The sequence below is a fragment of the Flavobacterium sp. genome, from assembly GCF_027484945.1.
Lineage (GTDB): Bacteria > Bacteroidota > Bacteroidia > Flavobacteriales > Flavobacteriaceae > Flavobacterium.
Genome location: NZ_JAIXRZ010000024.1, coordinates 1 through 24,504, shown reverse-complemented (window position 1 = coordinate 24,504; position 24,504 = coordinate 1). Strand labels below are relative to the sequence as shown.

At 37.3% G+C, this 24,504-nt stretch carries 24 protein-coding genes and 2 tRNA genes; 7 read left to right on the top strand and 19 right to left on the bottom strand.

The features are described 5' to 3' along the window. Positions 1-196: 196 nt before the first annotated feature. The 3 genes from Q0039_RS03660 to Q0039_RS03650 form a co-directional block, all read right to left on the bottom strand. Positions 197-2,230: an FG-GAP-like repeat-containing protein gene (locus tag Q0039_RS03660; protein WP_297509228.1), complete on the bottom strand. Its 2,034-nt coding sequence runs from the start codon at positions 2,228-2,230 to the stop codon at positions 197-199. 29 nt (positions 2,231-2,259) lie between these two features. Next, positions 2,260-3,351 (bottom strand): hypothetical protein, encoded by a 1,092-nt coding sequence (locus Q0039_RS03655; RefSeq protein ID WP_297509223.1) that lies wholly within the window; start codon positions 3,349-3,351, stop codon positions 2,260-2,262. 243 nt (positions 3,352-3,594) lie between these two features. Beyond that, a tRNA-Leu gene (locus tag Q0039_RS03650) sits at positions 3,595-3,676 on the bottom strand. A 153-nt stretch (positions 3,677-3,829) separates the two neighbouring features. Between Q0039_RS03650 and Q0039_RS03645 the strand changes: the two genes are divergently transcribed. Beyond that, entirely contained in the window at positions 3,830-5,218 is a 1,389-nt protein-coding gene (locus tag Q0039_RS03645) for a dipeptidase (RefSeq protein WP_297509220.1), read from the top strand. Between the two features lie 138 nt (positions 5,219-5,356). Here Q0039_RS03645 and Q0039_RS03640 read toward each other — a convergent pair whose 3' ends face one another. The 9 genes from Q0039_RS03640 to ruvC all read right to left on the bottom strand — a co-directional run bounded on the left by Q0039_RS03640 (position 5,357) and on the right by ruvC (position 11,327). Continuing rightward, positions 5,357-5,719 carry a hypothetical protein gene (locus tag Q0039_RS03640; RefSeq protein WP_297509217.1) on the bottom strand — a complete coding sequence of 121 codons (363 nt, stop codon included), beginning with the start codon at positions 5,717-5,719 and terminating at the stop codon, positions 5,357-5,359. Between the two features lie 2 nt (positions 5,720-5,721). Then, positions 5,722-6,144, bottom strand: coding sequence for a hypothetical protein (locus tag Q0039_RS03635; RefSeq protein WP_297509214.1), 423 nt, complete (start codon positions 6,142-6,144; stop codon positions 5,722-5,724). A gap of 156 nt (positions 6,145-6,300) precedes the next feature. Next, positions 6,301-7,002, bottom strand: a complete 702-nt coding sequence (locus Q0039_RS03630; RefSeq protein ID WP_297509211.1) for a LytTR family DNA-binding domain-containing protein — start codon at positions 7,000-7,002, stop codon at positions 6,301-6,303. After that, a complete protein-coding gene (locus Q0039_RS03625; RefSeq protein ID WP_297509207.1) occupies positions 6,999-7,331 on the bottom strand; it encodes an Hpt domain-containing protein in 333 nt (110 codons plus the stop codon). Before Q0039_RS03625 ends, Q0039_RS03630 begins: the two co-directional genes overlap by 4 nt. Positions 7,332-7,542: 211 nt before the next feature. Beyond that, entirely contained in the window at positions 7,543-8,214 is a 672-nt protein-coding gene (locus Q0039_RS03620; RefSeq protein WP_297509204.1) for a PH domain-containing protein, read from the bottom strand. A gap of 129 nt (positions 8,215-8,343) precedes the next feature. After that, positions 8,344-8,712 (bottom strand): MmcQ/YjbR family DNA-binding protein, encoded by a 369-nt coding sequence (locus tag Q0039_RS03615; protein WP_297509201.1) that lies wholly within the window; start codon positions 8,710-8,712, stop codon positions 8,344-8,346. Between the two features lie 46 nt (positions 8,713-8,758). Then, positions 8,759-9,520, bottom strand: a complete 762-nt coding sequence (locus Q0039_RS03610) for a cyclase family protein (protein ID WP_297509198.1) — start codon at positions 9,518-9,520, stop codon at positions 8,759-8,761. 40 nt (positions 9,521-9,560) lie between these two features. Next, complete coding sequence (gene hemW, locus Q0039_RS03605; protein ID WP_297509196.1) at positions 9,561-10,700, bottom strand: radical SAM family heme chaperone HemW; 1,140 nt, start codon at positions 10,698-10,700, stop codon at positions 9,561-9,563. 69 nt (positions 10,701-10,769) lie between these two features. Further along, positions 10,770-11,327: a crossover junction endodeoxyribonuclease RuvC gene (gene ruvC / locus Q0039_RS03600; RefSeq protein WP_297509192.1), complete on the bottom strand. Its 558-nt coding sequence runs from the start codon at positions 11,325-11,327 to the stop codon at positions 10,770-10,772. Between the two features lie 42 nt (positions 11,328-11,369). Between ruvC and Q0039_RS03595 the strand changes: the two genes are divergently transcribed. Both Q0039_RS03595 and Q0039_RS03590 read left to right on the top strand, forming a co-directional pair. Then, positions 11,370-12,311 carry a hypothetical protein gene (locus Q0039_RS03595; RefSeq protein ID WP_297509189.1) on the top strand — a complete coding sequence of 314 codons (942 nt, stop codon included), beginning with the start codon at positions 11,370-11,372 and terminating at the stop codon, positions 12,309-12,311. After that, complete coding sequence (locus Q0039_RS03590) at positions 12,284-13,414, top strand: glycosyltransferase (protein WP_297509186.1); 1,131 nt, start codon at positions 12,284-12,286, stop codon at positions 13,412-13,414. Before Q0039_RS03595 ends, Q0039_RS03590 begins: the two co-directional genes overlap by 28 nt. An 88-nt stretch (positions 13,415-13,502) precedes the next feature. On the opposite strand, the gene Q0039_RS03585 is transcribed toward Q0039_RS03590, so the two are convergent. From Q0039_RS03585 to Q0039_RS03555, 7 genes are all read right to left on the bottom strand, one after another. Beyond that, a complete protein-coding gene (locus tag Q0039_RS03585) occupies positions 13,503-14,123 on the bottom strand; it encodes a class I SAM-dependent methyltransferase (RefSeq protein ID WP_297509183.1) in 621 nt (206 codons plus the stop codon). A gap of 46 nt (positions 14,124-14,169) precedes the next feature. Then, complete coding sequence (locus tag Q0039_RS03580; protein ID WP_297509180.1) at positions 14,170-14,643, bottom strand: hypothetical protein; 474 nt, start codon at positions 14,641-14,643, stop codon at positions 14,170-14,172. 401 nt (positions 14,644-15,044) lie between these two features. Continuing rightward, positions 15,045-15,118, bottom strand: a tRNA-Asp gene (locus tag Q0039_RS03575). A gap of 85 nt (positions 15,119-15,203) precedes the next feature. Further along, entirely contained in the window at positions 15,204-16,130 is a 927-nt protein-coding gene (locus Q0039_RS03570) for a DUF58 domain-containing protein (RefSeq protein WP_297509177.1), read from the bottom strand. Between the two features lie 63 nt (positions 16,131-16,193). Continuing rightward, positions 16,194-16,511, bottom strand: a complete 318-nt coding sequence (gene trxA / locus Q0039_RS03565; protein ID WP_297509172.1) for a thioredoxin — start codon at positions 16,509-16,511, stop codon at positions 16,194-16,196. A 117-nt stretch (positions 16,512-16,628) separates the two neighbouring features. After that, positions 16,629-21,137 (bottom strand): DNA polymerase III subunit alpha, encoded by a 4,509-nt coding sequence (dnaE, locus tag Q0039_RS03560; RefSeq protein ID WP_297509169.1) that lies wholly within the window; start codon positions 21,135-21,137, stop codon positions 16,629-16,631. Positions 21,138-21,273: 136 nt separating this feature from the next. After that, positions 21,274-22,026, bottom strand: a complete 753-nt coding sequence (locus tag Q0039_RS03555; RefSeq protein ID WP_297509165.1) for a DUF6252 family protein — start codon at positions 22,024-22,026, stop codon at positions 21,274-21,276. A gap of 180 nt (positions 22,027-22,206) precedes the next feature. On the opposite strand from Q0039_RS03555, the gene Q0039_RS03550 reads away from it, so the two are divergent. From Q0039_RS03550 to Q0039_RS03535, 4 genes are all read left to right on the top strand, one after another. Continuing rightward, a complete protein-coding gene (locus Q0039_RS03550) occupies positions 22,207-22,860 on the top strand; it encodes a 30S ribosomal protein S16 (protein WP_297509162.1) in 654 nt (217 codons plus the stop codon). 14 nt (positions 22,861-22,874) lie between these two features. Further along, positions 22,875-23,399 carry a ribosome maturation factor RimM gene (gene rimM / locus Q0039_RS03545; RefSeq protein WP_297509158.1) on the top strand — a complete coding sequence of 175 codons (525 nt, stop codon included), beginning with the start codon at positions 22,875-22,877 and terminating at the stop codon, positions 23,397-23,399. 109 nt (positions 23,400-23,508) lie between these two features. Next, positions 23,509-24,171, top strand: a complete 663-nt coding sequence (locus Q0039_RS03540) for a methyltransferase (RefSeq protein ID WP_297509155.1) — start codon at positions 23,509-23,511, stop codon at positions 24,169-24,171. Positions 24,172-24,287: 116 nt separating this feature from the next. Further along, the coding region (locus tag Q0039_RS03535; protein ID WP_297509153.1) for an acyl-CoA dehydrogenase family protein at positions 24,288-24,504 on the top strand (217 nt) is incomplete at its 3' end.

Here is a 24,504-nt window from a genome sequence, read left to right as displayed (position 1 = left end):
GGGTTCGATTTTGATTTTTGAAATTTAAGAAAAAAGAATGGATTTTATAGAAAATCAATAGAATAGATTTACGAAACTAGCGACTCCCCATTTCAATGATAAAAAAACCAGGACAAGCTATAACACTAAAATCCTGGTCTTTTAAATCATTTAAATATACTATTGAATATTCCTTAAATATCCTTCTTAGGAAAAATTACTCTTTTATAAATCGTTGTGAATAGGCTTTTCCTGTGGTATCAGCAACTACTAAAATATAGGTTCCTGTATTTAAGGTTGCTATATTCAAGGTATTGTTGATCATTGGTGCATCAAGAATCATTCGACCTGTTAAATCAAAAACTTGAGCGCTTTTTATCACAATATTATCTGGAGTTTTGATTTGCAAACTCGTCGATGCAGGGTTAGGATAAACTGTAAATGTTGAATTTAAATACGAAACATTCCCTAAAACTGAAGAACCCTCAACAACCAATAGCGCTTGATTCGGTAACGGATTTGAAATTACATCTACAATTCCCGAAGGCCATCTAATAATTAATTGATCAATTGCTGTAGCTTGGCCAATTCCAAAATGTGCCGTTAGTGTACTCATATTTTGAAAACCTGTACCGCTTAAAACATCTCTAATTTGTTTCCCCCATGAACCATAAATTTCTATTCGAGCCCCTATTCCATTTCGGTTACTTTGTACCCCTTGAAGATTTATTTTTATCCATTTGTTTGAATTCCCGTTATTAAACAAAACATTCGTTCCATTTTGAATATCTAGAAATCCATCATTATTTAAATCCCCGATTGGACGATCATAATCAGAAATAGCATATTGATTTGGATTTGGTGTAAAATGGAATGCTCCATCGCCAAACATAATGGTTCTTCCGGCACCCAATACATCTAAGAAACCATCATTATCAAAATCTTGAGCCACATATTCTCTACCCACACTTGTTATGGTGTCATACCCTGAACCTTGGGTTACACTTGTGAATGTACCGTCTCCATTATTTCTTTTTACATTGGTAGTACCATTTGAATTTGAATTAACGCCAACCACAACATCAACCCAACCGTCATTATTAAAATCGCCTACTGCACCAGACCATGTTTGCTCGGGATTAGCCATATTGGCAGCAGCAGCAACATTAGTATATACCCCTGATCCGTTGTTATTAAATAATTGGTCAATATTTCCTCCAACACCTGAACCTCCTTGTCCACATTTTGAAATATACACATCAAGGTCACCATCGTTGTCATAGTCAAACCAATTGGTAGCATAATTACCTCCTGTAGCAAAATCACCAATTCCTCCTTGAACATGATTTAAATTGGTTCCATCATTCATATAATAGCGGTTAGGCGCATTATCATCACAAGCGAAAGCGTCTAATTTACCGTCATTGTTAATATCAACAAAGTTGGTGCGCTGCACTAAATAACTTTGCGTTTTTCTGTCGGTTGTAAATCCAGTCCCAGTGCTGTTTGCTTTTAAGAAAACTACGCCACTACCTGAACCATAAATTAAATCATTAAATCCATTGCCATCATAATCTCCAGCAGCAATACTCCATGAAGGCAATACTGATGTACTGGCAACTGTATAGGTTGAAGTAGTAAATGTACCACCCGCTTGTTGGTAGGAAATAGCCAATTGAGTAGTACTAATTGCAGATACAATATCATCTTTATAATCACCATTCATATCCACAACACAATTGTTGTAATTTCCAGTTATACCTGCAACAGCTTGTGAGGTAAAGGATAAACGATCGGGAGCAGCTGGTGCCGACTCCATTACAGTAAAGTCAAAGGTCGACTGACTGTAACGATTATCAAAAGCTATAGTATATGTAGTCCCTGCAATTGCATTGAAGGTAACCTGTGAGGTATTTGCACCATTAAAATCATCATTTGCACCAACACAAACTAATCCTGTACAAGCACCCGAATACACAATGAGTCGTGTATCTTTTGTGCCGTTTTGTGGTAAGACGGTAGAAACTGTAACACTCATGTTTTGTGTGGGTGTAAAACTATACCATTTGCCTTTAGTCCCCGCTCCATTCGCTAATCCACATAAAAGAGAAGGCGCTGTTCCTGTTTCATTAGTGAATGCAGGTGCTGTAGTCGTTGAGTTTAAGGTTACGGACACTGCTGTAGCACAACTCGATTGCGCAGAAGCAATCGTCAATGACAACAGAAATAAAAAAGATAAAATTTTTCTCATTACATTAAATTGTTTGGTTAATTTTTATTTTAATTACAGGAATTAGTCATTGAATTAATCCACTCTTCTATTAAAGCGATTCCTTCATCATGATTAATCGTCCTTCCCAATAAAGGCATTCGCATGCTTTCTTCGGTAGTACTGATTCGATAATGAATAACTGATTTGTCAGCATTACCCGGACTAATCAATTTAAATATAGGATCAAACGGTTCATCGGCATCAATACACATTCCAAGATTGGTAGGATTTGTAGTTTCGGCAAAACCAAAACGCAAAGCTCTATAATCACATCGCCCGAGATCTTGGTGGCAATGCGCACAATTGATGTCTAAATACGAACGAACACGAAGTTCCAATGGTTGTGAGGTATCGCGGTAATCAACTATAGAAGCAATTGAGGTTGGATAATTTTCAAGATAACCTTGTTCAAATAGCTTCTGTAACTGATTTTTAGAACCTTCACTATAGGGATAATTGTGGTTTATATTTTGAGGTTTGAGTCCTATAGGTGTTCGAACTTCATTGATTTTATGACATGCATAGCATTCGGCTTCGGAGGGAATTCGATAATCAATATTGATTATTTCATTGTTGGGCTTTTTAAAGGTTAGGTTAACCACATCACCGTTCTCAAAGTCAGGTCCTTCTACCAAATCGGCATCGGTTTGATCGGCATTCCATAAATATTCATAAAAATACCATCGATCGGATTTTCTTATCATTAATCGTGTCTCGATAATTTTAGTTGTATTATTCGGCTGTACCGTATTGTAATAAAAGGTTTTGATAAGGACCGTTCCAACAGGAAATTCAAAAACTTTATTGGCAGCATTATAAGTTGCTTTTACACCTTCAGGCATCCAAATGAAACGTTTTTTTAACGCATAATCGGTAAAAAGTCCACTTGCAGGTTCGTAAGGCAAAACATTTAAAGAAGGTTGTTGTAGTTTGATAGGGCCTTCAAAAAAATGATAATCCGATAACTTCGCATAGGGCACCTGAGTCAAATCGACCGTAACCGGAGAAACGGGAACATAAGTCGCATCGTCGTCTGAGCAGGCTGCTATAACACCTAATATCAACGTTGAAAAAGCAATGAGTAATAAATATTTTTTCATAGATTCAAAAAAAACAAGTTCAAAAATAACAAATATTTTAAACTAATAAAGTAATTCTATCAAATTCATAAAAAATAGTTATTTATTTAACACTTTTAAAGTTTAAAAAAGCTCCGCGAAGACTCTTGGCTTAGTGTTTTTTCTTTATTTGTAATTACAGGCTCAAAGTCGGGAGACTTTGCGCAGCAAGAAATCTTAAAAATAAAAAATCCTTTAACGCTTGCTATTAAAGGATTTATAAAGTGCGGGTGATAGGACTCGAACCTACACGCCTTGCGGCACCAGATCCTAAGTCTGGCACGTCTACCAATTTCGCCACACCCGCAAAAATTGTGACTGCAAATATAGGTAATATTTTGAATTTCCAAAGGGCAATTTCTAATTTCCCAAAAAAAGCATCTGAATTGAAAAATTTGGAATTTAGAATAGTACCGATTGAAATTTGAATTCCTATCTTTGATTTATTAATTAAATAAAAATGGAATCAATTAAACACTATGTTCAAACCCACAAAGCGCGTTTTATCAACGAACTTATAGAATTACTTAAAATACCCTCCGTAAGTGCCGATAGTGCTTATGCACAAGATGTAATTGACACCGCTATCGCAATTAAAGAAAGTTTAATTCAGGCTGGATGCGATACGGTCGAGCTGTGTGAAACACCCGGATATCCTATCGTTTATGGTGAAAAAATTATTGACCCCAATTTACCCACTGTATTGGTCTATGGTCATTATGATGTGCAGCCCCCCGACCCAATTGAATTATGGGAGTCACCACCTTTTGAACCGGTTATAAAAACTACCGATATCCATCCCGAAGGCGCTATCTTTGCGCGTGGAGCTTGTGACGACAAAGGGCAAGTTTTTATGCATGTAAAGGCATTTGAATATATGATTCAAACCGATTCTTTACCTTGTAATGTGAAATTCATGATCGAAGGCGAAGAAGAAGTAGGTTCGAAATCATTGAGCTGGTTTGTTGAGCACAATCAAGAGAAATTGGCCAATGATGTAATATTAATTTCAGATACGGGCATGATTTCCAACCAGCAACCGTCAATTACAACAGGGCTGCGCGGTTTGAGTTATGTAGAAGTAGAAGTTACTGGACCTAATCGCGATTTACATTCCGGACTTTATGGCGGTGCCGTAGCTAATCCAATTAATGTTTTAGCAAAAATGATCGCCTCGTTACACGACGAAAACAACCACATTACTATACCCGGCTTTTACGATAAAGTTGAGGAATTGTCCTTGGCCGAGCGTGCTGAAATGGCAAAACGCCCCTACAGTGAAGAGGCCTATAAAAAAGCCTTAGACATTACCGATGTTTATGGTGAACAAGGCTATACTACCAATGAGCGCAACTCCATACGCCCAACTCTGGATGTCAATGGAATTTGGGGCGGGTATACAGGTGAAGGCGCAAAAACCGTAATTGCAAGTAAGGCATATGCAAAAATCTCCATGCGCTTAGTCCCCAATCAAGATTGGGAAGAAATTACCGACTTGTTTACCAAACACTTTATTAGTATTGCACCGCCTGCTGTAAAGGTAAAAGTAACTCCGCATCATGGAGGACAAGGTTATGTTACACCCATTGACAGTATTGGATATCAAGCGGCTAATAAAGCCTATACTGAAACTTTTGGAGTTCCTGCCATTCCGGTGCGATCTGGTGGAAGTATTCCTATTGTAGCGTTGTTTGAAAAAGAGTTGAAATCGAAAACAATTTTGATGGGATTTGGGCTTGATAGTGACGCAATCCATTCGCCAAATGAACATTACGGCATCTTTAATTACCTAAAAGGTATTGAAACGATACCGCTTTTTTATAAATACTTTGTTGAATTAAGTAAATAATATACAAGGCTGTCTCTAACGAAACAGCCTTTTTTTATAAGTCTATTTTTGATTTTGAGATTCTAAAACCGGTAAACAAAAAAGGAATAAATCAACGAAAGCTAAATAAATCGGATAACTAAGGCTACGGCAATCTAATTATTCTATCAATTGATTGCGTTTTAAATAGGCCGTCATATACTGTAACAAATCGTTTTTATTTAAACTTAAATCAATAATCGTAAAGTTTGAATCTTGGATTGACTTTATTTTCATTTCCAAAATTGAATGGGTTGATCCGACTACCAAATTATTTTGGAGTGGTGCGACTTTCATCAGATTAAAAAGATCTTCAACATCATTAACCACAAAAAAACAATAGTGAAAATCATTAAACCACGCTAAACTAAATTTCTTTTTACTCGTACAAACTTCAATAGAAATCTCCTTAGCAAAATAATGTTTTACAAACGAAGAAAATCCTTTTGACGTATCATATACGGCTAGTTTTGGTTGTGCCATTTTTATCCCGCTTGCAAATAATTTGAACCTTTTTTGAGTTTTCGATTCAGTTTACGAACCAGTGTTTTAGCATCTTCAACAAGCGCTTTTGCTACTTCCACACGTATATACTCGCTATTTGTAGTTCGAAGTTGTAATTGATAGCGGTATTTTTTTATTCGAAAGCAAAAATAAAGTAACACTACGCTCATGATACAACCCAATACGAAAAGTAAGGGACTAATAGAACGAAGCGAAAAACCAATTAATGCCGTTGCAATTGAAAGCAAAAACAGCATTTTATTGTATTGATAATTTCGGGTTTTTAATAGTTGAATTTTACGAAGACTTGCATAAGCGTAATCCTGCATAAATCCGGATTGTAAAATACTAAAGTGTGATTCAAAGAGCTGACCAAATTTATTTTTATAAACTAACGTATCCATTATGGTAGATAAAATGTACAAGGAGTTTGTTACAAAATTAAACAAAACTGCCGATTTTAAAAACAAAACAAATGAAATAAATAGTATTTTAACCAAATTTTAATAGTGAAGCGCAACCTTGCAAAAAAGCAAATGACCACCCTATTGGCGCATCTATCAAACCCTATTCAATAGCTCTATTAGTTCCTCGCGGTTGTTTTTACTAACCGGAATAGCATCTTTACCAATTACTACTGTAGTGTCTTTAACAGCATTGACTTTGGCAATATTGACAATATAGGACCGATGGGTTTTAACGAACTGCGATTTGGGTAATTTTACTTGCAATTGGGTTAGCGTAGAATGCACGCGATAACTTTGTTGTTCGGTTATTATTTGCACATAATCACCATTAGCTTTAAGGTAGTTAATAGAGTTTAATTCAATTTTTATAATGCGTTTATCAATATTGACAAAAATTTCCTGAGGGCCATTTGAATCAGCAGGATGAATATACCCAACATGCATTTTCATACGTACACGTTCCATAGCGCGTTCAAATCGTTTGGGTTTAACCGGTTTTACTAAATAATCTACAATACAATCATAATTAAAAGCCTCTAATGCTAAATTTTCATCATTAGAAACAATAACCACCAGTGGCAAATCATTCATGGTTTGTAGAAAGTCAAAACCTGAAAAATTAGGCAGGTGAATGTCCAAAAAAATTAAGTCCAATTCGGGTTTGGTATTGATAAACTTAATCAAGTCAATAGCATTAGAAAAAGCCGCTACTGTAATTAGATCAGGTGTTTTTAAAACCAAATGCGACAAAATCTCGCGCGCTAGCAATTCATCATCTACAATTACACATTTCATAATTGCGGTGTTTTTTGAATAAATTCGTGTATTTGATCTAGTACTGCATCAAACTCGGCAGCAAAACGATCCGAATTGCGACGTAATTCAACTTCATATCGATTGGCGATTTGGTACGAATATTCCATGCCTAGAAAACCAATTTTATGTTTCAGCCGATGAACGAGGGCAATACAGGCCTGGGCATCATTTTGCAATTTTGCCTTTTTGTAGGCTTCAAAATCTGAATCAAACTCATTGACCATGAGCGCATAAATCGTCTTCCGAACCGTTAGATCTCCAGCGGCCAGCTGCTCAAGATAGTCCAGATTTGGATTTTCATACATCATATTTTACTCTAAAATAACGATTGATTTTTCGATTTTTATATCAATTAGCCTAATAAAGCTTAAGCAAATGAAATGCTAATATTTTAAATTTCAAATCTTTACTCAATAAAAATTCGTTGAAAAGACCCTAACTATAGACGAATGCTGTCGATAGAATTAAAAAATGCGCATGTACAAAAGCAATGCGCATCTAATTTCAAAAAATCGTAAGCTATAAGTAATTTAAAATCTCGGCTTTTAATCGGTCATATTCCCCCTGAAGAATTAAACCGTTGTCTAAAAGTTTTTTATAGTTCTGTAATTTTTCAAATAATTCTTCATTAGACAAATCACTGAGTTTCTTTTCTCCCGATTCCGTTGATACCGCTGGCATTTCAACTGCAGTAGCGGAAATCATTTCAGCATAATGTGTGACTTCCTCAACCTCGGGTTCTTCTACAATTTCTGGAATTACTTCGGCAACGGGTGTTTGAACTACAGGTGCTGAATTTTTCAGGGTATCCAATTGTTCTTTGGCAAACGTGTAGAGTTTTCGAGCTTGATTTTTGGGCAAATAATCTACGGTATGTGTCAAATCGGATTGGGTAGTAAACGTAAAATCAGAACCTAGAATACCCTCTTTTACAAAGGTAGCTTCAATGGTATCCCAATCGTAATCGATAAACTCCATAGACAATCCTAGGTTTTTAGGTTTACACAAAATAATACGTTTATTAGTCACCACAATACTATCGGGAAAGACCGTAATCGCTGGTTTTTTTTGAACCGCAATATAGCCCACTACTTCATGAGTCATTAGTAAATTTTCCAATTTAGCCGTAATTTTTTCAATGGCTTTGGGATCTTGATCTTCGTTGAGAATTTTTTTGAGATTATCCAACATAATATTCGAATGCTTTATTTTAATTAGGAAAAACAATCCATTTTTAAATCGTTTTACTTGCAACAAAAGTAATGCCTAAACATTGAAAATAAGTATAATTTAAATTATTTCGACAACTATTCAAAAAGTTCACCCCATGTTACGTAATATTTCGCGCTCCTTTTTAGGCAATTTGGCAGCCACCAATTCATACGAATGATTGATAAAATGAATAACTTTCTTATCGGGTATTTCTCGATTTACATAAACCGTATTCCAATGTTTTTTATTCGAATGATACCCGGGTTGTACACTTTCAAATTCGTCTCGAAGGACCAAAGCATAATCGGGATCACATTTTAAATTTAAGGATGGATTTCCTTGCTCCCATTCATGCAATGAGGCCAAACAAAACATCTTTCCCATCACTTTAAAAACCAATGTATCTTCATCAAATGGAAAATGTTCGGTCACCCCTTTTTTTGAAAGGCAATAGTCATAAAGCTGTTGTATATCCATAATGTATTTTTAAAACTTTGACTGCTAACTGCTCACTGAACACTGCTTACTGAACACTGCTTACTGCATACAAAACCGGTTTACTGGGCGAAGCATCATTTTCAAACGATGCAATTTGTAGGTTTAATAAATACGATCCATCCTGAACGGAATCGGGGACAAAAACTAATTCTGTAATTGTACTTTCCATACGCGCATCGGCATTGAGTTGATTTGTATTTTTTACATTCCAAAACGCTTTATGAGCCAGCAATGCGCCTCCATCTTCTTCGCGATCGACACTTGGCAAATCAATGAGTAAATGCTGCACTCCGATTTCTCGTAAAAAATGCGCAGCATCTTCGGCGAGATAGGGCGGATTGGTATGGGAATAATTTTGATGCATTTTGGATGTATGATTCGGAAGTGTTCGAATCACCACGGCTTCGGGTGTTTTTCCAGCCAATGCGTTTTCAACTTGATTTTTGGTTATAATTCCATCACCATTACTCGATTCTGGGCTAATAGAAATCAATTCCGCTTTAAAAAAAAAAGTCGTTAAGGCTTTATTGATACTATAAAATGCCTTAGTAATATGCCCTAAACATTCCGTATGCGTTCCATGCCCATGGGGATTAAAATGAATAGAATTAAAATTAGTCGAACTCCCTTCGGATACCCTACCAACCCAGTCGCCAAAACGAACAGGCTCAATTACGGGATGCGCTAAATACCAGGCAATCGGATTGGATTCGGAATTGGTTAATGGTAATGAAATATCGATTGGTTTTGAGGTATCAATTGAAAAAGAATCGAGAGTAAATATCATGATTTAAATTTTAAAAACGCTTTGGACTTTTGCAGTAAATTTACAAATTCAGAAGAAATAAATCACTTGCAATCCCGTCACTTAAAAATTTACCTTTTCGTGTAGTGCGCACAATTTCTCCGTCAATGTAGAGCAAATGCTGCTCCAAATGCGAAGCTGCTTGTTGCACAAAATACGTTTTAAATCGCGGTCCAAACTCGGTTTCCAAACGACCCAAATCCACCCCCCAAATTGTTCGCAATCCTGTCATTACATATTCATTATAGCGATCGTTTAGCGAAAGAGTTTCCACTTCTAAGGGCAATAGATTTTCGTGAAGTGCATGAATATATTGGGAATTATTGGATACATTCCAACCGCGCTGAGCCCCATTAAAACTATGGGCAGAAGGACCAATCCCTAAATACGGTTTTCCTAACCAATAGGCCGAATTATTTTTTGAAAAATACCCTTCTTTCGCAAAATTAGACAATTCATAATGCACAAAATCATGGGCTTCTAACTGGTCGATTATCATTAAAAATTGGGCTTGGGCTTGGGCATCATCGGGCTTGGGAATAATCCCTTTTTTGACAAAATGAGCCAAAGCCGTTTTCGATTCAACTGTTAAAGCATAACTCGATATGTGCGACACCCCCAATTGCAAGGCTGTATTTATATTATGCGTCCATTTTTCATCGGTTAATCCCGGAATACCGTAAATTAAATCCAATGAAATCGAATCAAAAAAATCGGTTGCCATTTGAACACTTGCAAGAGCTTGCGTTGCATTATGAGCACGATTCATTAGACGTAAATCCTCTTCAAAAAAAGACTGTACACCTATTGATAAACGGTTTACCGGAGTTCTTGATAAAGCTTTTAGATAATCTGAGGTTAAATCATCGGGATTTGCTTCAACCGTGATTTCTGGGGAACTTCCAACCTTGAAGTGTTTATTTATCGTATCCAATAAAAAATTTAAATCGGCACTATCCAATACACTAGGTGTCCCGCCTCCAAAATAAATTGTCTCGATTACTGTTGGGGTACTTCCAGAAAACCAATCGCTTCGTAAAGCGATCTCGCGCACCATCATTGCCATCATTTCTTTTTTCTTTTTCATTGAAGTCGAAAAATGAAAATCACAATAGTGACAGGCTTGTTTGCAAAAGGGAATGTGAAGATAAATGCCGCTCATTGATTTGAAAATTAATTCATTTTGAAAAATTGAAAACGATAGTAATCTTCAAATTATCAAATCTTCAAATTATTTAATTCTATTTTCATTTTGTTTGACAAAGGCGTCCCATCCCGAATAACTTTTCCCTGCTATTACTTTACTCGTATTGAAAAAATGACAAACCGCTGCAGCCAATCCATCGGTTGAATCGAGATTTTTGGGTAATTCTTTTAAGTCTAATAACTGTTGGAGCATTTTTGCGACTTGCTCTTTACTAGCATTTCCGTTTCCGGTAATTGCCATTTTGATTTTCTTGGGTTCGTATTCGGTTATGGGGATCTGTCTTGAGAGTCCCGCAGCCATAGCTACCCCTTGAGCGCGACCTAACTTTAACATGGACTGTACATTTTTTCCAAAAAACGGGGCTTCGATCGCTATTTCATCGGGATGGTATGTATCAATTAACTCGATTGTGCGCTCAAAGATTTTCTTTAACTTCATGTAATGATCATCATATTTACTCAACAACAATTCGTTTAGTTGAATAAACTCCATCTTTTTATTGACCACGCGTATGAGTCCGAATCCCATAATCGTCGTCCCTGGATCAATTCCTAACAGGATACGTTCGTTTGCTACTTTCAATTCATTCGAAGGTTTTCGCTAAAAAAGCGCTTTCTTTGTACCATGAATGCATGGTCTGACAAATCTAAACAATTCTTCACAGTTCTACTCAAAATTCTGATTGTAAGCGGTGCATTTTACCTCATTTATAAAAAACTAAATGCTGACCCGCATCTCAGCTGGAATGCTTTCCAAATCTCATTACAAAAACTTACGCATCCTTTAGTAATTCTTGCCTTGATTGCATTTACGGTTGCCAATCGTTTTATGGAAATCTTAAAATGGCAAAATTTAGGTTCTACCCTGCGTCCTTTATCACTCGCCGATTCAACTAAACAGGTTTTTGCCGCACTTACCGCAGGGGTTTTTACCCCCAACGGCATAGGCGAATATGCAGGAAAAGCCTTTTATTTTGCTAAAAATGAAGCCCGTCAAGTAGTTTTTTTAAATCTTATCTGCAACGGAATTCAAATGGTATACACCATAATATTTGGAACCTTAGGGCTGTTTATTTTAGGAAACACCCTATGGGGTATGGGAATATTGGTAACTATAGGTATACTATTTCTGTTTTTTTTTAGCATCCAAAAAATCAAAATTAACGGTTATTCGTTTGAGTTGCTTTGGACCAAAACAAAAGCAATTCCTAAAGAAATACATTACAAAAACAACCTTTTAGGCCTTGCGCGCTACCTAATCTTTTCTCATCAATACTATTTTTTATTTTGCATATTTGAGGTACATTTACCCTATGCAACAGCAATGGGAGCAATAGCAGCCGTATATTTTTTGGCCTCTTCCTTGCCAAGTTTTCAGTTTTTAGATTTTGCGGTTAAAGGAAGTGTTGCTTTATTTTTCTTCGGAAAACTCAGTGTTAACGATTGGACTGTAGTTTTCATCAGTACGTTAATGTGGCTGATGAATGTGGTTCTACCCGTGTTGCTAGGGAGTTATTATATTTTAATATTTAAACCACAATGGGCTTCATCCTCTGCTTCGGAATAATTACAGCAGTTTATGCTGGATTTATCTTAAAAATCATAACTGGTTTTAATCAGCTTCCGGTTTTTAAACCAAAAAAATCAACGCCTACTACAGGGTTTTCTATCCTAATACCGATTCGGAATGAAGCTAAGAATTTACCTAAATTACTTGACTCCATCGCGCAATTGAACTATCCTGCCGAATTGTTTGAACTTATTTTAATTGACGATTTTTCAGAAGACAATAGCCAACAGATTTACCTCAATTGGCGGTTAAAAAACAGTCCATTTGAAACCACTTGTTTAGAAAATGTTCGGCGAACAGGCTCCCCAAAAAAAGATGCGCTTATGCGTGCTATTCCGATTCTCAAACATCCTTGGATTATTACAACTGATGGTGATTGTGTGCTTCCAAAAAACTGGCTGCAATCGTATCATGATTTTATTCAAGAAAATAAAAAAGAAATGATCGCTGGCCCTATAATTTTAAAAACAAAAAACAATTGGTTCCACGATTTTCAGCAATTAGAAACGCTAGCCCTACAGGGAACTACAATGGGTAGTTTTGGAAATGGACAGGGATTCATGTGTAATGGAGCTAATTTTGCCTATACCCTAACTTTTTTTAATGAATTAGGAGGTTTTGATGGACTGACAAACTATACCGGAGGCGACGATGTATTGCTGCTACAAAAAGGGTTAACCCAACATCCCGAAAAAGTAGGGTATATAAAATGTAAGGAAGCAGTTGTAAAAACGCGTCCTGTTGATGATCTCGTGGAGGTATTTCAACAACGAATTCGTTGGGCAGCCAAAACAACAGGGTATTCCAACCCCTATGCAAAATTGCTTGCTGTAGTCGTTTTATCGATGAATTTGAGTTGGGTACTTGCTGTTCTTTTAGCTTTAAACAGCATGATCCCATGGTGGATTGTCGGGGTTACATGGGCAGTAAAGTATAGTGTTGATTTTATGCTAATGTACCGCGCCAATGCATTCTTACGTAACGGAAAATTTTTCTTGCCCTTCGCAAGCAGTTTTATCTATCCTTTTTTCAGCAGTTGTACTGGAATTTGTGCTTTATTCGGCGGATTTCAATGGAAAGGGCGACAATTTAAACGGTAATAATAAGTATTATCCGAATTTTGCACGCAGCATTTAATGGTAAGAACAATCAAGGCTTTTATGACTTACTTTTTAAAGGAATGGGTAATTATATTTTTTTGAAACTACAAAAAATAAAGTTTTGGAGGGTGTCAAATGGTGTTTTGTGGTCAACGGTAATGCATTTTATTTTTTCAAACCTACCACTCATACGGTCAGTTATAGTCGATTCTGAATAGTTTTTAATTGCTATTCCGCTGCATTTTTTCGGACCTTGCTCTGAAAATGTTCCCACAACTAAAATTCCGCCCGAATTTATATTTTCATAAGCCGTTTGTATGTAATTTGAAATTTCTTGCTCGGCTGTCAAAAAATGAAATGCAGCTCTATCGTGCCAAAAGTCATATTTTTCTGTGGGCACAAAATTTGCTGCGTCGGCCTCAATCCAATGTATCGTATGAGCCTTTTCACCCAATCTTTCCTTAGCTCTATTGAGGGCTGAAGCGGAAATATCTAAAACGGAAATATCCTGATAACCTAATTCAATTAAATGATCTACTAAAAAGCTATCGCCACCGCCTATGTCAATAATTTTTGCGGTTTTGGGTATGTTATGTTGCTTAAAAAACGCCAATGATGTTTCGGGTGTAGGTTGAAACCAACTCACATCCTTAAGTTCTTTAGTCTGATAGACTTTTTCCCAGTGCTCCTTACGGTCAAAATGTTCCATTATTGATTGGAATTTAATGATTTAATCGTATCAAAAAAGAGATTGACTATTCACTACGAATAATTACAGGTAATATAAATTGAGTTTTCACTGGAATTCCCCTTTTAATCGCGGGACTTACTTTGGGTAAATCAATGAGGCGTAAACGAATAATGCTATCCAATTTTTCTTTATCGTAAGCTGTAGAATCTTGAGGAAACTGCGGCTCAAAAACTAAGGTTGCATTTGAATTAACCGTCACTTTAACTTCTATTGTATCCAATTCAGGGTACAATACCGACAACGTATCGGTATTTAATTTTTGCTGAATAGTACTAGACAAAAACTCAAAAAAACATTGTTTACGAAGTTTGGAGTCGGTTAATTGATCACATTCGGCAATAGAAGGATATTCATCTACTTGATTCCAATTGATTGCTTTAAGTTCTTTTTGTAACAAATCCTGCTCGTTAGGCACTTGCTTTTCAAAATAACTACACGAAGTTAGGGCTAATGCCAACAGTACTACAATTTGTTTCATTGGATTTTAAATCATTATCCCATTTTCCTATGCTAACCAAACGTATTTATTCAATGGAAATTTCAACGTTCTATTCAAGTATAACTTATAGAACCAAAATCAAAAATACTAAATTAAACCGAAACTTTTACAGGCATTCTATGGATTCATGTTCGATGCCGCTTAGGTTAGGATTCCATTGAGCCCTCCCATCCATCTGATATGACTTCAAAAAAGCAAAAAAGCCATTCCGAAATGAATCGGAAAAGCTTTTCATTGGTCTAACTACTAAACCTTGTCTCGATAAATCGGGACAAAACAACACAACTATTTTTATTTTGCTTCAATGATTATGAAGCATCTTACAAATGCTATTTGGGCAAAAAAGCGCTCCGTGTAACGGAGCGCTTTCCCAATTTTAGCGGTCTGGACGGGACTCGAACCCGCGACCCCATGCGTGACAGGCATGTATTCTAACCAACTGAACTACCAAACCTTGCTTTAATGCGGATGCAAATATACGCGCTAATTTCTGCTTTGCAAACGTTTTTAGTGAAATTTTCAAATTATTTTAAAATACACTAACCAAACATTTGTTTTTCAACCAAATAAGTTGTCAGTATTTTTTCAAAATCGGCACCTACATTAACGGGGACATATTTAATTTTATTTTGCGCACAGGCTAGTGACAAGGTTTTAAAATAGTGCTCCACTCGTTTTTCATATTCATCTTGTATGTTTTCGGCAAACAAATTGACTACTTCTCCCGATTCTACATCTATAAATTTTCGGGGATGATTATCAAAATCAAAACGCAATTCGGTTGCTTCATCAATAACATGAAACACTACAACCTTGTGTTTGTTGTGTTTTAAATGCTGTAAAGCGCTAAATAATTTTTCGTGATCCTCGCCTTGAAACATATCCGTAAATAAAATAATCATCGAGCGGCGATGCATTTTTTCTGCAATCTGATGTAAATAGGTTATGGTGTCAGTCTTTTTTGCGGCATTGGGCCGGTCTAAAATTCCTTCTAAAATAGATAATACCATGCGATGATGGCGATCGGAGCCTTTCTCTGGAGCATAATATTCATACCGATCAGAAAAAACACTTAACCCTACAGCATCCCGTTGTTTTTTGAGCAAATTCATCAAAACGGCTGAAGCCAATACCGAAAAACCAATCTTACTTTCATAAAAGGGTTGTCCCGATTTCAAAACGGGATAATGCATAGAAGACGAATTATCTAAAATCAAATGGCACCGCAAATTAGTTTCTTCTTCAAAGCGTTTTGTATACAACCGATCGGTTTTGGCAAACAACTTCCAATCGATATGCTTGGTGCTTTCGCCTTTATTATACACTTTATGTTCTGCAAATTCAGCTGAAAAACCGTGGAAGGGCGATTTATGCATCCCCGAAATAAAGCCTTCAACTACTTGGTTGGCTAAAATCTCTAGATGCTTAAAACCAGAAATAAGTTCTTTTTCTTGTTCAATCTTCATACGATCAAAGATAAAAAAAAGCCTGAATTTTCTTCAGGCTTTCGGTTCACATTCGTATTTCTGTTATAATAATGCATCGATTGCGTCGGTGTAGGTTTTTTTTGGTGAAACACCAACTTGACGACCTACGACTTCTCCGTTATGAAAAACCAATACGGTTGGGATATTTCGTACTCCGTATTTTGCTGCAAATTCTTGATTTGCATCAACATCTACTTTACCTACAACAGCTTTACCTTCATATTCAGTAGAAACTTCATCGATAACCGGACCAACCATTCTACAAGGACCGCACCAAGCTGCCCAAAAATCGACTAAAACGGGCTTGTCAGATTTTAATACTACTTCTTCAAATGTAGCATCGGTGATTGCTAATGCCATACTATTTATTTTTTTAAGTTAAATTTTGATTACAAGATACAAAGATAACGAATTAGCTGCGCATTACTTTACGTAAAAGATTACTTTTTACTATTTTGTAATCATTCAAAATGATACTTAGTTTAATTTAAATTTCACTTGCAATTGCTCCAAAGCACTTAATAAATCACTCGTAATCTTAATTTTTGTTTTTCGGGAGGGCATTGCCAAATGAGTCAACACCCGAATTTCATCAGTTTCTATTGGTAATTCTGACTCAAAATCGTCGGCAGTTAACAATTCATCTTCTGTAGTTTCAAGAACTAGATCCAATGGTTTGACCTCCAACTCTACTTTTTTCTTGATTCGTTCCAACTCCATTACTTCAAACGTTACCGGCTGATCTCCTGAATTTGCTTGAAACAAAGCGGCCAGTTGTTGGATAAGCGCTTGATGTAAATCTTTAATATTGAATTGAATGACTAACTTCTTGGCAAAAGTGGGCAATACATCGGCCAATAATTTTACTTCTTGAAACGAAATTCGTGGATCAGCTCGCTTACCCGTCTCTCGATTAACCCAGCCCTCACGTACTAATACTTTAAAAAACAGAAACTGATTATTGACCAAAAAATGACGGTATTTTAAATACTCTTCATCAAAAATTCGAAATTCAAAACTCTCATCATATCCCTCGATCGTAAATTGGGCCCAATCTTTTCCAGACTTTCCAGTTTTATATTGAACATTGGTCACAATACCCCCAAACGCAACGGTTTTGTTGACCAAAGCTTCTTGATTTTTAAAATTTTCAAGTTTTACATTACAGAAATAGCTCATTTCAAATCGGTAATCGTCTAGCGGATGTCCAGATATGTAAATCCCCACCACTTCACGTTCCCTTGCCAATTTAACCATAGTAGTCCACTCTTCACAAGGGGGGATTTGGGGTTCGGCAATTTGAACTTCACTCGTTTCACCAAATAAACTTACTTGAGCCGAATTTTCATTTTCTTGAAACTTTGAACCATACCGTATTGCTTTCTCCAAAAACGTAATTGAATCCCCTTCATGATGGAAGTATTGTGCGCGATGGGTCGTTTCAAAACAATCAAAGCCACCTGCAAGCGCTAAGTTTTCAAAGGCTTTTTTGTTGGCAGCTCGCAAATCAATTCGCTTTGCTAAATCAAAAATCGAACGGTATTTTCCCTCTTTCCGTTGGGCAACAATCGTATCGACAGCACCTTGTCCAACTCCTTTTACTGCTCCCATTCCAAAACGAACGGCATACGCTTCGTTAACGGTAAACTTATAGAACGATTCATTTACATCTGGACCCAAAACATGCAACCCCATGCGTTTGCATTCTTCCATAAAGAACGAAACTTGCTTAATATCATTCATATTATTAGAAAGCACTGCCGCCATATATTCTGCGGGATAATGTGCTTTTAAATAGGCCGTTTGATAGGCTACCCAAGCATAACACGTAGAATGGGATTTATTAAAGGCATAACTTGCAAAGGCTTCCCAGTCTTTCCAAATTTTATCCAGTTTATCGGCATCATGACCATTGGCAACTGCTTGATCGATGAATTTGGACTTCATCTTATCCAAGACATCTTTTTGCTTTTTACCCATTGCTTTTCGCAACACATCGGCATCTCCCTTGGAAAAGTTGGCCAATTTTTGCGACAACAACATTACCTGCTCTTGATATACGGTAATACCGTACGTTTCTTTTAAATACTCCTCACATGCATCTAAGTCGTACGTGATGGGTTCTTCCCCATTTTTACGACGAATAAATGAGGGGATATACTCCAGCGGCCCCGGTCGATAGAGCGCATTCATTGCAATTAAATCACCAAATACCGTAGGCTTTAACTCCTTCATGTATTTTTGCATCCCAGGTGACTCATACTGAAAAATACCAACCGTTTCACCCCGTTGGAACAATTCATACGTTTTTATATCATCAATAGGAAACGAATCCGGATCAAGTTCGATTCCTGTTCGGTATTTGACCAACTTACACGTATCTTTAATCAAAGTTAAGGTCTTAAGCCCTAAGAAATCCATTTTCAACAATCCGGCACTCTCTACCACCGAGTTATCAAATTGGGTCACATATAAATCAGAATCTTTGGCTGTGGCCACTGGAACATAATCTGTGATATCACTTGGAGTTATAATCACCCCACAGGCATGAATTCCTGTATTGCGCAGATTTCCTTCCAACAATTTTGCTTGTTGAATGGTTTCTGAGCTCAAGTCATTTCCGTTGGCTAATTCAATTAATTCTTTGACTTTATCAAATTCGTCCGAACGAAGCGCAGCTTTGAGTTTATCCTTTTCCAAGGAAAAAATTTTAGCCAAATTCAGATTATTTGGAATCAATTTAGCAATTTTATCCGCCTCGAATAAGGGCAAATCCAAAACCCGAGCAGTATCCCTTACCGACGACTTGGCCGCCATAGTTCCATAGGTAATAATTTGTGCCACTTGGTTGGAACCATACTTATTAATCACATAATCCATTACTTTGCTTCGACCTTCATCATCAAAGTCAATATCAATATCGGGCATAGAAACCCGATCTGGATTCAGGAAGCGCTCAAAAAGCAAATCATATGCAATGGGGTCGATATTCGTAATCCCTAAACAATAGGCAACCGCGCTCCCAGCGGCAGAGCCACGACCAGGGCCAACTGAAACACTCATATTTCGCGCTTCTGCAATAAAATCTTGAACAATCAAGAAATAACCTGGATAACCCGTTCGTTCGATTGTAGCCAACTCAAAATCAAGACGTTCACGAATAGCTTCTGTAAGCGAAGGATACCGTTTCTCGGCGCCTTTGTAAGTCAGATGACGCAAATAATTGTTTTCACCTCTTTTGCCTTTATCCAAGGCATCTTGGGGATCCTCAAACGCTGTAGGAATTTCAAAATTAGGGAGTAAAACCTCACGGGCGAGTTCATAAATCTCTATTTTATCCACTACCTCAGCAATATTGGTAATCGCTTCGGGAAAATCGGCAAAGAGCGCTTTCATTTCGTTACCCGATTTGAAATAATACTCATGATTGGGCAATCCATATCGGTAGCCACGACCACGACCTATAGGTGTTGATTGCTTTTCACCATCGCGAACACATAATAAAATATCGTGAGCATTAGCATCCTCTTTATTAAGGTAAAAAACATTGTTGGTCGCCACTGTCTTCACACTATGTTTAAGCGAAAGATCAATAAGTGCGCTATTAACGCGATTCTCATCTTCTTGATGATGCCGCATGAGTTCGATATACAAATCATCGCCAAACTGTGCTTTCCACCATAGTAATGCTTCTTCGGCCTGATTCAAACCAATATTTAAGAGTTTACTTGGAACCTCACCATACAAACTACCGGTTAAAACGATAAGATCTTCTTTATATTTTTCAACAATCGCCTTATCAATCCGCGGCACATAATAAAAGCCCGCCGTATAAGCAATAGAAGCCATTTTTGCTAAATGATGATACCCTCGTTTATTTTTGGCTAAAAAAACCACTTGATAGCCGTTGTCTTTTCGAGAGCGATCGGTATGGTTATCACACACATTAAATTCGCAACCTACAATCGGCTTTATTAGGGTTTCTGTGGGAGTTTCACCTGCTTCTATCGCTTTTTCGTTTTTTTGTTTAGCCGATTTATTATGAGCAACAATATCCCGTACAAATTGAAAAGCACCCATCATATTTCCGATATCGGTCATGGCAACTGCAGGCATTTTTTGTTGTACTGCTGCGCCAACTAGATCAGCAATCGCAATAGTTGACTGTAAAACAGAAAATTGGGTGTGGTTATGCAAGTGCACAAAATCTACCGCTGTCATTTGACTTTGATCGTGCTGATTTGGTGAGCTCAAAACGGGAGAACCAGGAGTTGGAGCAGTTTTTTTACGCAATTCTTCCGATTCTTTCTTCAGGTTCAAATGCGTTAATCCAATAGGTAAAATCAACCCTGGATGTTGCTCTTTAAATCGACGAAAATAGTCAGCAGAAGCATCGAGTTCAGCGCTTGTAAACACTTCACGTTTGATTAATTCCAAAAAACATCGCGTGGTTGCCTCAACATCGGCAGTTGCATTATGAGCTTCTCCAAAGGGTTCTCCAAACAAATATTCGTGTAACTCGGTTAGCGTAGGCAATTTATACCTTCCGCCCCGACCACCCGGTAGTTTAAGCAGATTGGCAGTTACTTCAGTACAGGTATCTAAAATAGGAAACTTTGATAAATGAGTTTCAATACCTGCACGATAGAATTCACACCCCATAATATTGACATCAAAACCTACGTTTTGTCCAACGATAAATTTGGCCTGAGAAAGTACAGTATTAAACTTGAGGAGCATCTCCCGTAGCTCCACACCATATTTATGAGCCAATTCTGTGGAAATACCATGTACACGTTCTGCATCATAGGGAATATCATATCCTTCAGGCAGTATCAGATAATCTTGATTGTCGATTAGGTTTCCGAGTTCATCATGCAATTGCCATGCAATTTGCACGGCACGTGGCCAATTATCAGTATCGGTAATTGGAGCAGTCCAATTTCGAGGTAATCCTGTGGTTTCGGTATCAAAAATTAAGTACATATCCCTGAACTAGTGGTGGTTTAAATAGAACGCCTTTGTTTTCAAAAATACACTTTCATCCTTGAAGATTCCAAGAATAGTTATCAACAAAAAAAGCTGTCCAATGGACAGCTTGTATGACTTACATTTTTAATCACTAGGGCGCTGGATAAATAGGCACCTTATAAAATGATCCGTATTGGAAATTTACAATTTCATTGGCTGTAGGGTCAGTGGTTGTTTGCACTGCATTGAATTTGAATGAGCCCGAAATCAAATTACCATTGTTTTCAGTTATAATCACTTCACCATTACTCCCTTCAACGTTTAAGACGCGAACTTTTGCATTGTTGTTTCCACCAACAATTGTGATTAAGTCGCCTGCTTTGTAATTATTACCTGGGGAAGCCACTTTAACAGCGGTTACAGCTCCAGCTGTATTGGTGAAAACCGACAGTGTTAATCCACTACCCGAGCCACCGGTTGTGGGATAGGAACCATTACACGTAGTTGTCCCGCTGACGGTTGTGCAATTGGGGATATAGCCCGATCCCGCAGAGGGAAAGTTTTTGGCAATATCTGCTACAGGACCATTAACAATAGCGGTTTCATAACGCAACAAATTAGCGTTGAATGAGGAGTTGTAAGTAGCTTTTGTAGCCGTATTGATTGTACCTAAATAATACGTCCCTGCTGTTCCCGCACTTAAATCGATTGTTAGTTCTTCATCTTGAGCCAAACCAACTAATTGAATGGCACCGGTTGAAGCCGACTTGTAAGCTTTTACATCAACGCCTCGGAACAAAACTCCATCACGGTATGCTTGTAAACCAGGGTTGTTAAATTTTACTTCTTCGCTACAGGATACGAATGAAACCACAGCTAGAAAAAGGGCAATACATTTCTTCATGAATTCTAAACTCGTTTATTAAATACAAAAATAGTTTTTTTGGTGAATTGTAGGTTATTTTTTAATGATTTTCTATGGGCAAATTAAAATTTTAATTACCAGAGTGTTGATTTAAAAAGTTTTGTATATTTGCGCCCTCATTAATCGGGGTCGAGAACCCCATAATTTAATCAATAGATTATGTCAGTAAAAATTAGATTACAAAGACACGGTAAAAAAGGAAAACCTTTTTACTGGATTGTTGCCGCTGATGCGCGCGCAAAACGCGATGGTAAATTCTTAGATAAAGTAGGAACTTACAATCCAAACACTAACCCTGCAACTATCGAATTGAACTTAGACAAAGCGGTTCAATGGTTACACAACGGTGCTCAACCAACCGATACTGCACGTGCTATCCTTTCTTACAAAGGAGCTTTATTGAAACACCACTTGGATGGAGGTGTTCGTAAAGGCGCTTTAACACAAGAGCAAGCTGATGCTAAGTTGGCAGCATGGTTAGATGAAAAAGCTTCTAAAGTTAATGCTAAAAAAGACGGCTTAGCAAAAGCAAAAGACGACGCAAAATCAAAAGCATTAAAAGCTGAAAAAGAAGTCAACGAAAAACGTGCAAAAGCTGCAGAAGAAGCATTAAAAGCTGAAGAAGCTGCTGCTGTAGAAACGGAAGAGGAAGTTGCTGTTGTTGAAGCTGCTGAAGAAACCGTTACCGAAGTTGCTGAAGAGGCGCCTGCGGCTGAAGTTGTAGAAGAAACGGCTGCTGAAGTTGCTGAAGAAGCACCCGCAGCTGAAGAAAACAACGAAGAATCAAGCGACAGCGAACAAGCAGAAGCTTAATAAATCATGCGGTAATGCGTAAAGAAGATTGTTTCTATCTCGGCAAAATCGCAAAAAAATTTAGTTTCAAAGGGGAAGTCCTTATTTATTTAGATACGGATGAACCTGAAATGTATGAAAATATGGAATCAGTATTTGTCGATTTTGGCAAAGGTCTGGTTCCATTTTTTATTGAAAATTCCAATCTACATAAAGGTGATTTTCTCCGCGTAAAATTTGAAGACGTGGATAATGAATCCGATGCCGACGAAATTATTGGTTGTGAAATTTACCTACCCTTGACGGTTTTACCTAAACTCGAAGGAAATCAATTCTATTTTCATGAGGTGATTGGATTTGAAATCGAAGATAAACGATATGGGATTTTTGGAAAAATTACCGCTGTTAATGATACTGCTGCACAACCATTATTTGAAGTTGTAAACGGTTCTATAGAAATTTTAGTTCCTATGATTGATCAATTTCTTTTAAAAATCGATAGGGAAAACAGAAAAGTCGTCATGGACTTACCAGAAGGCTTAATTGAAATGTATTTATAAAATTTTTTCTTAGGTTTTTCAACCTTTTGAAATTAAAAATTGTTTCTTCTTAATCAACAATCTATTGTTTCAATTCAAACAATTCACTATCAACCAAGATCGGTGTGCCATGAAAGTCGGAACCGACGGCGTTTTATTGGGTGCTTGGGCTCCGATTGATCATCGTCCCTTTTCGGTTTTGGACATTGGTGCTGGAACCGGACTAATTGCCTTGATGCTGGCACAAAGAAGTCAAGCCGAACAAATTGAAGCAATCGAAATTGACCCCGATGCCTTTGAACAAACCGTGGAAAATTTTGAAAATACTCCATGGAACGATCGCCTTTTTTGCTTTCATGCGTCGTTGGATGATTTTATGGAAGATTTGCAAGACGAAGAATACGACCTAATCGTTTCTAATCCCCCTTTTTACTCAGAAAACGTTACCTCCGGAAATGAAAGTCGCGACCGTGCACGTCAAAACGAGTCGTTACCCTTTGAAGATTTAGGGGAAGCGGCTGGAATTTTACTGTCAGAAAATGGGGTTTTAGCGGTAATTCTACCTTTTAAAGAAGAAGCGCGTTTTATTCAAATTGCAGCAGAGCACACACTCTTTCCGTTTAAAATTACCCGGGTTCAAGGATCGCCCAAAAGCGAAATCAAACGCAGTCTTTTGGCATTTTCTCGAACTCCACTTCCGTTGGAAATTGACTCCCTAATCATTGAAACCGAACGGCATCAGTATACCGAAGCCTATCGCGCACTTACACACGACTTTTATTTGAATTTTTAATTGCAGAAAAAAATAACATTTGTTCGTTATATTCTGCGCTAGGTTTTGTTAAATTTGCAAACGTTTTCGTATTTTAAACCTCAGACGGCATGTCCGTCTAAAACTATAAGAAACAAATGAAACCAGACTTATTTCAAGCTCCCGACTATTATTTGTTGGACGATTTATTGACAGACGAACATAAATTGGTGCGCGATGCCGCCCGTGCTTGGGTGAAACGCGAAGTTTCTCCGATCATTGAAGATTATGCACAACGTGCTGAATTTCCGAATCAAATTATTAAAGGTTTGGGCGAAATCGGCGGATTTGGGCCTTATATCCCCGTAGAATATG

Coding starts and splice junctions, on each gene's coding strand:
- Q0039_RS03590 (WP_297509186.1), top strand. CDS start 12,284: ATGGGCTTCATCCTCTGCTTCGGAATAATTACAGCAGTTTATGCTGGA.
- dnaE (WP_297509169.1), bottom strand. CDS start 21,137: ATGTACTTAATTTTTGATACCGAAACCACAGGATTACCTCGAAATTGG.
- Q0039_RS03610 (WP_297509198.1), bottom strand. CDS start 9,520: ATGATATTTACTCTCGATTCTTTTTCAATTGATACCTCAAAACCAATC.
- Q0039_RS03540 (WP_297509155.1), top strand. CDS start 23,509: ATGAAAGTCGGAACCGACGGCGTTTTATTGGGTGCTTGGGCTCCGATT.
- Q0039_RS03555 (WP_297509165.1), bottom strand. CDS start 22,026: ATGAAGAAATGTATTGCCCTTTTTCTAGCTGTGGTTTCATTCGTATCC.
- Q0039_RS03620 (WP_297509204.1), bottom strand. CDS start 8,214: ATGTTGGATAATCTCAAAAAAATTCTCAACGAAGATCAAGATCCCAAA.
- Q0039_RS03615 (WP_297509201.1), bottom strand. CDS start 8,712: ATGGATATACAACAGCTTTATGACTATTGCCTTTCAAAAAAAGGGGTG.
- Q0039_RS03625 (WP_297509207.1), bottom strand. CDS start 7,331: ATGATGTATGAAAATCCAAATCTGGACTATCTTGAGCAGCTGGCCGCT.
- Q0039_RS03645 (WP_297509220.1), top strand. CDS start 3,830: ATGGAATCAATTAAACACTATGTTCAAACCCACAAAGCGCGTTTTATC.
- trxA (WP_297509172.1), bottom strand. CDS start 16,511: ATGGCATTAGCAATCACCGATGCTACATTTGAAGAAGTAGTATTAAAA.
- Q0039_RS03660 (WP_297509228.1), bottom strand. CDS start 2,230: ATGAGAAAAATTTTATCTTTTTTATTTCTGTTGTCATTGACGATTGCT.
- Q0039_RS03635 (WP_297509214.1), bottom strand. CDS start 6,144: ATGGATACGTTAGTTTATAAAAATAAATTTGGTCAGCTCTTTGAATCA.
- Q0039_RS03630 (WP_297509211.1), bottom strand. CDS start 7,002: ATGAAATGTGTAATTGTAGATGATGAATTGCTAGCGCGCGAGATTTTG.
- hemW (WP_297509196.1), bottom strand. CDS start 10,700: ATGAGCGGCATTTATCTTCACATTCCCTTTTGCAAACAAGCCTGTCAC.
- Q0039_RS03655 (WP_297509223.1), bottom strand. CDS start 3,351: ATGAAAAAATATTTATTACTCATTGCTTTTTCAACGTTGATATTAGGT.
- Q0039_RS03550 (WP_297509162.1), top strand. CDS start 22,207: ATGTCAGTAAAAATTAGATTACAAAGACACGGTAAAAAAGGAAAACCT.
- Q0039_RS03570 (WP_297509177.1), bottom strand. CDS start 16,130: ATGAAGATTGAACAAGAAAAAGAACTTATTTCTGGTTTTAAGCATCTA.
- Q0039_RS03595 (WP_297509189.1), top strand. CDS start 11,370: ATGAATGCATGGTCTGACAAATCTAAACAATTCTTCACAGTTCTACTC.
- Q0039_RS03585 (WP_297509183.1), bottom strand. CDS start 14,123: ATGGAACATTTTGACCGTAAGGAGCACTGGGAAAAAGTCTATCAGACT.
- Q0039_RS03640 (WP_297509217.1), bottom strand. CDS start 5,719: ATGGCACAACCAAAACTAGCCGTATATGATACGTCAAAAGGATTTTCT.
- Q0039_RS03580 (WP_297509180.1), bottom strand. CDS start 14,643: ATGAAACAAATTGTAGTACTGTTGGCATTAGCCCTAACTTCGTGTAGT.
- rimM (WP_297509158.1), top strand. CDS start 22,875: ATGCGTAAAGAAGATTGTTTCTATCTCGGCAAAATCGCAAAAAAATTT.